The 9784-nt window shown below is 64.0% G+C and carries 11 protein-coding genes; 5 read left to right on the plus strand and 6 right to left on the minus strand.

Annotated features, from left to right (window positions below):
• Positions 1–30: 30 nt before the first annotated feature.
• A complete protein-coding gene (locus ACVOMB_RS16970; RefSeq protein ID WP_481532250.1) occupies positions 31–927 on the minus strand; it encodes a LysR substrate-binding domain-containing protein in 897 nt (298 codons plus the stop codon).
• A gap of 98 nt (positions 928–1025) precedes the next feature.
• Here ACVOMB_RS16970 and ACVOMB_RS16975 point away from each other — a divergent pair, with 98 nt between their 5' ends.
• Together ACVOMB_RS16975 and ACVOMB_RS16980 are read left to right on the plus strand one after the other, a co-directional pair.
• A complete protein-coding gene (locus tag ACVOMB_RS16975) occupies positions 1026–1235 on the plus strand; it encodes a hypothetical protein (protein ID WP_481532251.1) in 210 nt (69 codons plus the stop codon).
• Between the two features lie 83 nt (positions 1236–1318).
• On the plus strand, positions 1319–1642 hold the full coding sequence (locus tag ACVOMB_RS16980) for a hypothetical protein (protein ID WP_481532252.1): 324 nt from the start codon (positions 1319–1321) through the stop codon (positions 1640–1642).
• A 217-nt stretch (positions 1643–1859) separates the two neighbouring features.
• On the opposite strand, the gene ACVOMB_RS16985 is transcribed toward ACVOMB_RS16980, so the two are convergent.
• Together ACVOMB_RS16985 and ACVOMB_RS16990 are read right to left on the minus strand one after the other, a co-directional pair.
• A complete protein-coding gene (locus ACVOMB_RS16985; RefSeq protein ID WP_282272291.1) occupies positions 1860–2570 on the minus strand; it encodes a YceI family protein in 711 nt (236 codons plus the stop codon).
• Between the two features lie 95 nt (positions 2571–2665).
• Complete coding sequence (locus ACVOMB_RS16990; protein ID WP_481532253.1) at positions 2666–3256, minus strand: malonic semialdehyde reductase; 591 nt, start codon at positions 3254–3256, stop codon at positions 2666–2668.
• A 131-nt stretch (positions 3257–3387) separates the two neighbouring features.
• Here ACVOMB_RS16990 and ACVOMB_RS16995 point away from each other — a divergent pair, with 131 nt between their 5' ends.
• Both ACVOMB_RS16995 and ACVOMB_RS17000 read left to right on the plus strand, forming a co-directional pair.
• Positions 3388–4359, plus strand: a complete 972-nt coding sequence (locus ACVOMB_RS16995) for a mitochondrial fission ELM1 family protein (RefSeq protein WP_481532254.1) — start codon at positions 3388–3390, stop codon at positions 4357–4359.
• A gap of 118 nt (positions 4360–4477) precedes the next feature.
• Entirely contained in the window at positions 4478–4963 is a 486-nt protein-coding gene (locus ACVOMB_RS17000; RefSeq protein ID WP_057626773.1) for a YajQ family cyclic di-GMP-binding protein, read from the plus strand.
• A 36-nt stretch (positions 4964–4999) separates the two neighbouring features.
• On the opposite strand, the gene ACVOMB_RS17005 is transcribed toward ACVOMB_RS17000, so the two are convergent.
• From ACVOMB_RS17005 to ACVOMB_RS17015, 3 genes are all read right to left on the minus strand, one after another.
• Positions 5000–6094, minus strand: coding sequence for a helix-turn-helix domain-containing protein (locus ACVOMB_RS17005; protein ID WP_481532255.1), 1095 nt, complete (start codon positions 6092–6094; stop codon positions 5000–5002).
• A 92-nt stretch (positions 6095–6186) separates the two neighbouring features.
• The gene (locus tag ACVOMB_RS17010; RefSeq protein WP_481532256.1) at positions 6187–7311 is read right to left on the minus strand and encodes an NAD(P)-dependent alcohol dehydrogenase; all 1125 of its coding nucleotides are present in this window, start codon (positions 7309–7311) and stop codon (positions 6187–6189) included.
• A 13-nt stretch (positions 7312–7324) separates the two neighbouring features.
• On the minus strand, positions 7325–8788 hold the full coding sequence (locus ACVOMB_RS17015; RefSeq protein WP_481532259.1) for a benzaldehyde dehydrogenase: 1464 nt from the start codon (positions 8786–8788) through the stop codon (positions 7325–7327).
• 237 nt (positions 8789–9025) lie between these two features.
• Between ACVOMB_RS17015 and ACVOMB_RS17020 the strand changes: the two genes are divergently transcribed.
• A complete protein-coding gene (locus tag ACVOMB_RS17020) occupies positions 9026–9589 on the plus strand; it encodes a DUF1415 domain-containing protein (protein ID WP_481532257.1) in 564 nt (187 codons plus the stop codon).
• The last annotated feature ends 195 nt before the right edge of the window (positions 9590–9784 follow it).

Consider the following 9784-nt stretch of genomic DNA (forward strand, 5'->3'; position numbering starts at 1 on the left):
TCAGCAGGCAATGCGTGCTGACTACCGACCTCAGCGCTGTTCGCCCATGTGCTCACGATACGCATCAGCTTCCGCATGCAGCCATTCACGGAATGCCAGAAAACCGCGGTGGTTGCTAGAGCGCTCCGGATAGACCAGCCAGTGCGACCACGCGGTTTTCAAGCGTTGATCAGACAGCAACAACAACTGGCCTGACTGCAGCAGCAGCTGCGCGCGCGTCACCCTCCCGAGCGCCACGCCTACGCCCTCCAAGGCCGCACGGTGGTGCGACTCGGAATCATCGAAGATCGCAACATAGCGTTTGGGCGCCTTTGCGCCGATCAGCGCGAACCAGCGATCCCATTCGCCATCCGGGTCGCCCAATAGCGGCCACTCCGACAGCGGCTTCGCATCGATGCCACCCATGCGTTCGACCAATGCCCGGCTGGCCATCGGCACCAGCCACTCGTCGATCAAGGGCTCAGCGATAACCCCCGGCCAACGGCCATCGCCGATGCGCATAGCCGCGTCGAACTGCAGCTGCCGTTCGAAATCGATCAGTAGCTGATTCGATTGCAGGTTGATTTCGATCTGTGGATGCGCAGCCACGAAGCGGCCCAGACGCGGTACCAGCCATGCCGATGCCATCGTCGGCACCGCGCTGATCGACAGCACGCAATCACGCCGTGCCTGGAACGGACGGAACACCTCGTTGATCGCATCCAGGTGCGGGCCTACCTGGTCGAGCAGACGCCGCCCTTCCTGCGTCGGCGCAACACCGCGTGCCTGCCGTAGCAGCAGCGGATAGCCGAGCCGCTGCTCCAGCTGGCGCATCTGATGGCTCAGAGCGCTGACGGTGACATTCATCGCTTCGGCCGCGCGCGACATATTGCCCATACGCGCGGCAAGCACGAAGCCCTGCAGGAACTGGAGTGGGGGCTTAGACATCAGGCTTGAGTTAAATTCAATATTTGGTTGAAGGATGCTCGCTTTTCCGGAATATATCCCGGAACTAACCTCAAATCCTCTCAACAAGGAGCAAGGAAATGAGCGTTTACGCCGATCTGCTGTTCATGCATGGGCACATCGCCAATGTCGAGCTGGCGAGGCAGCTGGCAGGAGAGGAACCGGTTCCGTCCGTTGCCGAGGCGGTGGCTGGCGTTGGCAAGGTGCGGTTGGATGAGCGAGGCCATGAGCAAGCTGTCCCCCCGCCGCGCCACATTCCCCAGCTACCGGGTACCTGCTCGAATCGGTGAACCCGCGCCGCACCGATTCTCGCCAGTAGCGCAGGCCAGGCCTCAGTCATCAACCACGGCTGCTACTTGCTATGGTTCGACGAATGAAGACTCGCAACTGGCGCGGCCGAGCGGCCGCCTTGCTTACCACCGTCGTAATTCTGTGCATCGTCTCCAACCCGGAACTGGCTACCTTGGTGCCTGTGCTGGATGCATTGGGGCTGGAAGTGTTGCTCGCGCTTTTCTCCGCGCAGCTGATGGTGATCTTTTCGGATGTGCTGCTGCCGTATGCGCGGTGTTTCCATGAGCGCTGGAGTAGGCGCATGTTGAAGCCTGTTGGCAATGCGCTGCTGTGTGCAGCGGGCGGCTATCTGCGGCAGTTGGCCATACATGTGCGGCTTGCCGGAATGCCAGTGCGGATTGGTTGAGCGCTCGTTTGTGGGAGCGGCGTAAGCCGCGAAGCTAGAGTTGCCGAAGATATTGGAACCCGTGCCAGCTGACGATGTATCTGCTTCGCGGCTTACACCGCTCCCACAAAAGGCACAGCAGCCAGAGAGTCAAAGAGTCCGAGCGCCCGAACGACAAAGGCCCGCCAATGGCGGGCCTTTGCGTTTGTTGCGTGCTGCGAAGTAAGCGCTGGCGCGATTACTTGGCGGCTGCTTCCTCGGCCTTCGGGATCGAGGCTTCGGTGGTGATGCGGATCTTGACGTCGTCGCTGACGGCCGGGGCATAGGCGCCCACGCCGAAATCGCTGCGCTTGATGGTGGTGGTGGCGTCGAAGCCAACCGACGGCACCTTGGCCATCGGGTGCTCACCGGCACCGTTGACGGTCACGTCCAACACCACCGGCTTGGTGATGCCCTTGACGGTCAGGTCGCCGGTCACGGTCAGCTTGTTGGTGCCGGCTGCTTCCACCTTGGTGCTCTTGAAGGTGGCGGTCGGGAACTTGGCGGCGTCAAAGAAATCGGCGCTGCGCAGGTGCTCGTCGAACTTGGCGGTGAAGCTGTTCAAGCCGCTCAGCGGCAGGGTCACTTCCACGCTCGACTTGCCAACGTCAGCGGCGTCGTACACAAGGGTGCCGTCAGCGTTGCCGAAGTGCGCGCTCGGGTTGGAGAAGCCCATGTGGCTCCACTGCACCAGCACGTCGGTGTGGGTCGGGTCGAGCTTATAGGTGCCGGCGGCGATCTGGATCGCAGCGGCTTCCGGGGCGGCCGGGGCAGCTGCAGCGGCGTCAGCCGGAGCAGCGGCGGTTTCGGCCGGTGCGGCAGCCGGGGCAGCGGTGTCGGCCGGCTTGGAGCAGGCGGTGATGGCAGCGGCCAGGGCCAGCGGGAGCAGCAACTTGGTCATAGCGGACATGGATCTCTCCTTGGAGGTGATAGACAGAACAGGGTCAGTTTCAACAAGCACGGCGTCAGCCGGTGTGACGGAGGCCGTGTGGAACACTTCAACAATCAGGCAATGCGCGCGGCTTCGTCGAAGGAAAGCCGCGGCAAGCGCGGGAAGATGCCGGACGGGTCGCCATAGCCCAGATTGACGAGGAAATTGGACTTGATGGCGGTGCCGGCAAAAAACGCTTCATCCACCTTGGCCGGGTCGAAGCCCGACATCGGGCCTGCATCCAGGCCCAGCGCGCGCGCGGCCAGGATCAGATAGGCACCCTGCAGGCTGCCGTTGCGGAACGCAGCCTCATGGCGGCCTTCGCGCGGGCCGTCAAACCAGGCCTTGGCGTCGGTGTGGGGGAACAGGTAGGGCAGCTTCTCGTGGAAGTCCAGATCGAAACCAACGATCACCGTGACCGGGGCGGCCAGGGTCTTGGCCAGGTTGCCCTCGGACAGCGCCGGCGCCAGCTTCTGCTTGGCTTCGGCCGATTTGACGAACACAAAGCGCGCCGGGCTGGCATTGGCGGAGGTGGGCGCCCACTTCAGCAGGTCGTACAGGGCACGCAGCTGGCTGTCCTCAACCGGGCGGTCCTGGAACGTGTTCTGGGTGCGGGCGGTGCGGAACAGCTGGTCAAGCGCGGCATCGTTGAAGATGTCGGACATGGAAACTCCGTGATGAATTGGCTACGGTCGTGACATTGCACCGGTCAGCCCGGGACAATGACACGCCGATCAGAGGTCGCAGTGTAGAGCCCTCTGGCTGTTGCAACACCCAGCCTTTTTGAAACGAATTAATGCCATACGCGAAACGATCGACGCTCCCCTGGACGATCACCGACGGCCGCGCCGGCAATGTGCGCCAGGCGGTGGCGCTGGCGTCTGCGCTGGGCCTTGGCGGCCAGCAACGCTTGCAGTTGCAGCCGCAGGCACCCTGGCGCTGGCTGGCGCCGCGCCTGCTGCCGGGCGCTGCGCGCGGTTTTGGACCGCAGTTCGCGCAGTTGGCCAGCAGCGCACCGGCGCTGGCGATTGGCTGTGGCCGGCAGGCCGCTGGCGCATTGCGGGTGCTGCGCCAACGCGGCAGCCGCACCGTGCAGATCCTCGACCCACGTATTTCCCCGCGCCACTGGGACCTGCTGGTGGTGCCCGAGCACGACCGCCTGCGCGCGGACAACGTGCTCACCCTGCTGGGCAGCCTCAACCCGGTCAGCGATGACTGGCTGGCCTGGGGCCGGGCCGCGTTCTCCAGCTTCGAGCAGCTGCCGGGGCCGCGTACCGCCTTGCTGGTGGGCGGCCCTACCGACCACGCGCCGTGGCAGGACAGCGACATCCAGCCATTGTTCCAGCAGCTGGCCGCGCGCATCCGCGCCGACGGCGGCAGCGTGCTGGCCACTACCTCACGGCGTACCCCGCGCGCGGTGACGGCCGCCCTGCTGCGCGCCTTCGACGACGTGCCTGGGGTGATCTGGGCCGATGGCGGCGACGGCTCCAATCCCTATGCCGGCCTGCTGGGCTGGGCCGACCGCATTGTCTGCACGCCGGACTCGGTCAATCTGTTGTCCGAAGCCTGCGCCACCCGCGTGCCGGTTGGGGTGCTGCTGGGTACACGCGCGCAGGAACGGATGGCGCGCTTCCAGCAGGCCTTGCGGGAGCGTGGGCGATTGTTGGATGGGCTGGCGGCATTGGATGCTGATCTGAGCCTTGCAGTTGAACCACTGCGTGAGACCACGCGGATTGCGGCTGAGGTGAAGCTGCGGCTGGGGTTGTGAGGAAGACAGCGATGGCCGCCCAGCAGCATGCGCAGACAGGGAAGAAGCATCCGCGCGCGCCATCCCCTCCCCGCCAATCGCCTAGAATGGCGGCTGTTTTCTGATTGGAGCAGGCCCCATGCCTTCTTTTGACGTCGTATCCGAAGTTGACAAGCACGAGCTGACCAACGCCATCGACCAGGCCAACCGCGAGCTGTCCACCCGCTTCGATTTCAAGGGTGTGGCCGCGAGCTTCGAGCAGGACGGCGAGAAGCTGATCAAGCTCACCGCGCCTACCGATTTCCAGCTCAAGCAGATGGCCGACATCCTCAAGCAGCGCCTGGCCGCGCGCAGTATCGATTTCCGTTGCATGGAGTTCGGCGACATCGAGACCAATCTGGGTGGCGCGCGCCAGCAGGTGACGGTCAAGCAGGGCATCGAGCAGAAGCTGGCCAAGCAGATCGCCGCCAAGATCAAGGAATCCAAGATCAAGGTCGACACCCAGATCAACGGTGACAAGCTGCGCGTCAACGGCAAGAAGCGTGACGATCTGCAAGAAGTGATGGCGCTGCTGAAGAAGGACGACTTCGAACAGCCGCTGCAGTTCGACAACTTCCGCGACTGATGTAAACCCTGCTGCAATAAACCTGTTGCAGCAGGCTCAACCGGCCTGCTGCAACTTGCGGTACAGCGTGGTGCGCGAAATACCCAGCTGACGTGCCGCCGCGCTGAGATTGCCAGCATGCGCAGCCACCGCTTCACGTACCGCCTGTGCACCTTGGGTGCGTAGCGAACTCGTCGCTGCCACCGCAACGGCCTGGGTACTGGCACGCGAGCGCACCGGCCCACGCAGATACTGCACCTGCAAGGCACTGTCCGCATGCAGCGGCACCCGATGCACCGGTCCGGCCTGCAACAGGCGACGGCGCTGGTGCACGCTGGCCTCGGCGAACACGCCATCCAGTGTCAGCAACGACAACAACCCGCTACGCGGCAGGCCAAGGATGCGCCGCGCCACGCTGTTGGCGGCCCGCAGTATGCCGTCCTCGTCCACCGCCAGCACCCCTTGCAGCGGCGTACCCAACCAGCGCGCGTCGTGCTGCAGCGCCAGCAGATGGCAATCACGCAGCTGCTGGATCAACTGGTTCTCGATCGACAACGCTGCCTGACGGAAATGACAGCGCAGCAGTTCGCTATCGCGTTCACCGATGCCGGTGATATCCAGCGCCCCCAGCACTTCGCCATCGGCGCCATGCAGCGGCACGCTCAGGCAATAGACCTCGGAGAATCCATCAAGATAGTGCTCGTTGCCGCGCACCACCGCCGGTGCATCTTCGGCCAGTGCGCAGGACGGCGCGGTGGTGCCGATCTCGATTTCGCGCACGCGCCGGCCGACCTGGATCGGCCGCAATATCGCCTCGTCGCCCAGGCCATGTTCGCGCTGGGCGATGATCAGGCCATCACGATTGACGCAGAACAGGGTCCAACGACGGCCACCGAATGCCGCCCAGAGATCGTCCATGTCCTGACGCGCACAGCGCGCCAACAGGCGATCGGCCGGATCATCCAGACGTATCTGGCGTTTCGCCAACGAAGAGTACTGCGGTGCCTGCTGTGGACGCACGCCCGCTTGTCGTGAGCGCTCCCAGGAGCGCAGCAGTGCGGGTGACAGCAGTTGCGCGGGAAGGCTGCCACCTTCGGCAAAGCGCTGTCGCGCCGCTGCAAGACGTTTCTGCTGCACGAGCGTGTCGGCCATGGGCGTCCTCCAGACAACTGCGCCCAGCCTACACCCCGTTCGCTGACTGGATCGCCATCGCGGGCCAGAACAGCCCGCGACGGTTTGTTCCATCAACCGATCTTGAGCACCGGCTTCAAGGTGATGCCCTTGAGGCTGTCTTCTGCGGCCTGGTTGATCTGTTCCAACGGATAGAATCTGACCAGCTTGTCGAACGGGAAGCGGCCCTGCTGGTACAGCTGTACCAGCTGCGGAATGAACACCTTGGGCACACTGTCACCTTCAACGATGCCGCGGATGCTGCGGCCACCCAGCAGCAGGTTGTTGACGTCGAACGCGGCCTTGACCCCCAGCTTGGGCGCACCCACCACGCCGATCACGCCCAACCCGCCCAACGCTTCGATGCCCTGCTCCAATACCTCCGTACGACCGGTGGATTCCAGCGCGAAATCAACGCCACCAGCGGTGATGGCGCGCACCGCCTCGATCACGTCCACCTCGCGGCTGTTGATCGTATGCGTGGCACCCAGCTCCTTGGCCAATTCCAACCGCGACGGCACCACGTCGATGGCGATGATGGTGGTGGCACCGGCCACACGTGCGGCCATCACCGCACTCAGGCCGACCGCACCCGCGCCATAAGCGGCAAAGCTGCTGCCGGCGCGCACCTTGAGCGAATTGATCACCGCACCGGCACCGGTCTGGATGCCGCAGCCCAGCGGGCCCAGCAGTTCCAGAGGTGCATCCTCAGGCACCTTGATCGCATTGTTCTCGCGGCTAAGCGCATAGGTCGCAAACGAGGACTGGGCGAAGAAGTGATCGTGCAGTGGCTGGCCGTGCGGATCCTGGATGGCGGTACTGCCATCGAGTTCGCCACCGCCAAAATTCAGGCCGAAGAAATCCTTGCAGTAGGCACCATGGCCACCGCTGCAGGGATCGCAGTGACCGCAGGCACCGTAGGTGAGCACCACATGGTCGCCTACCTTCAGATCCTTGACGCCCGGACCCAGCGCTTCGATCACGCCCGCCCCTTCATGCCCGAGCACCGCCGGCAGCGGCACCGGGTAGTACTGGTCACGCACGATCAGGTCGGTGTGGCACAGGCCCGTCGCAACGACGCGGACCAGTACTTCGTCATCCTTGGGACCACGGATGCGCGCCTTCTCGATGGTGAACGGCTTTTCCTTCTCGCGCGCCACCGCCACGGTGATATCACGCAGTTCTGCAGATGCACTCATGAGTTTCTCCTGTTCAGAGTGGATAGGCCGGGGCTTCGCCTTTGATGGTCAGCCATTGCCATTGGGTGAACTCTTCGATGTTGGCCGGGCCGCCGATGCTGCTGCCATTGCCGGAGGCGCCAACACCGCCAAACGGATTGATGACCTCGTCATTCACGGTCTGGTCGTTGATATGCAGGATGCCGGTGTGCAGTTGCTCACCCAGCTTCAAGGCACGGTCGACATTGCTGGAGACGATGGCCATCGACAGGCCGTACTCGGTGTCGTTGGCCAGCGCTGCAGCCTCTTCATCGCTGTCGAACGGCACCACCACCGCCACCGGTGCAAATATCTCCGCACGGAAGGCGGGATTGGTCTTGTCCACGCCGCTGAGCACGGTCGGTTCGAAGAACAGATCCTGATAGGTGCCGCCGGTTTCCAGCGTTGCGCCGGCTGCTGCAGCCTCGGCCACCACGCGCGCGGCATGGTCGCGCTGCTGTGCGTTGATCAATGGGCCTAGCGCAACATCAGCCTGGGCTGGGTCGCCAACGGTCAGCGACTGCGCCTTGGCGATGAGCTTCTCCAGGAACTGCGCATAGATGCCGCGTTGAACCAGCACACGGCCAGTGGCCATGCAGATCTGCCCCTGATGCAGATAGACGCCCCAGGCGGTATTGGCGATGGCCAGATCGATATCGGCATCGTCGAGCACGATCAGCGCGTTCTTGCCGCCGAGCTCCAACGACACTTTCTTCAGATGCCGGCCAGCTGCTTCGCCGACCTTGCGACCCGCAGCGGTGGAACCGGTGAACTGGATCATGGCGATATTGGGATCGCTGGTCAGCGCCGCACCTGCTACGCCATCACCGGGCAGCACGTGCAGTACACCCGCCGGCAATCCGGCCAGTTCAAACAGGCGTGCGATCACGAAACCACCGCATACCGCCGTGCGCGGATCGGGCTTGAGCACCACCGCGTTGCCCAGCGCCAGCGCCGGCGCTACCGCGCGCATGGCCAGGTACAAGGGGAAGTTGAATGGGGAGATCACTCCGACCACGCCCAGCGGGCGGCGGCGTGCCAGATTGAGCCGCCCCGACGAGGACGGCAGGATCTCGCCAACACTGCGCGAGGGCAACGCTGCGGCTTCCTGCAAGGCCTTGGTGCTTACCTTGTTCTCAAAGCCTGCCTTGAGCTTGGTCGAACCGGACTCACGCACCAACCAGTCGATGATCTCGGCGGCGTGTTCGTCGGCCAACTGCGCGGCGCGGCGCAACACCTGTGCGCGGGTTTCATAGGGCGCATTGGCCCAGTCGCGCTGCGCCTTGGCGGCGACAGCAGCCGAGCGCGCAATCTGCGCCGGGTCTGCCATCGCGATGCTGCCGAGTACCTTGCCGGTGGCCGGCTCGATCACATCCTGCTGGCTGGCACCGGCCTGCCATTGACCATCAAATTGCTTGCCCGCCCATAACGCGGGGGGAAGAAACGCCTGTTCTGCCATTGCCTGTACTCCTAGCGTGGTCTGTGCCGACATTGAATACCTGCGCCCGGCAACTGCCTATTAGCCTTCGGCGAGATCCTTGCAAGCCGCTGAAAGCATGGGAATTTCAACAATGCACGGTGTCCAGTTTGTGCACAGTGAACGCCATCGCGATGACAGCACGACGGCAGCCAACGCCGATGACCACTACAATCGCCTGCCCTGCCAGCCCAAGCTCCAGCCATGAACGAGCCAGCCATGAACGAAGAAGCCGCCATCGATCCCATCGCCGTCACCCGCAACTGGCTGGAAAAAGCGGTGATCGGATTGAACCTGTGCCCGTTCGCCAAGGCGGTTTACGTCAAGCAGCAGGTGCGCTTCGTGCTCAGCGATGCGACCACACCGGAGGCGCTGCTGGAGCAGCTGGCCGAAGAGCTGCTGCTATTGCGCGACACTCCGGTTGAGCAGGTCGACACCACGCTGATCATCCACCCGGAAGTTCTCGGAGATTTCCTGGACTACAACGATTTTCTGGAAAACGCCGATGCGGCAGTGGAAGCGTTGGATCTGCAGGGCATCCTGCAGGTGGCCAGCTTCCACCCGCAGTACCAGTTCGCCGGTGCTGCACCCGATGATGTGAGCAATTACACCAACCGTTCGCCCTACCCCACCCTGCACCTGCTGCGCGAAGACAGCGTTGAGCGTGCGGTGGCTGCGTTCCCCGACCCGGACGTGATTGTCGAGCGCAACATCGCCACGCTGGACCAGCTCGGCGTGGAAGGCTGGCACCGTGTGTTGGCCGGTGGTGAGGGTAATACCTGAGAGATGACCGGTAGTGGGGGGGGGGGGGGGGGGGGGGGGGGGGGCGGGGGGGTGGCCGCGTGCGCCCCCCCGGCGCCGGCCCCCCCCCCGCCCCCCCCCCTCTTTTTTTGTTTTATCGTGGGGTTTTTTGGCTTGCTGCGCGCCCCCCCGCCCTCCGCGCCCCCCCCACTACCTGTTGGATTTCCCGGTAGAGCC

The sequence above is a fragment of the Stenotrophomonas sp. STEN018 genome, assembly GCF_056760235.1.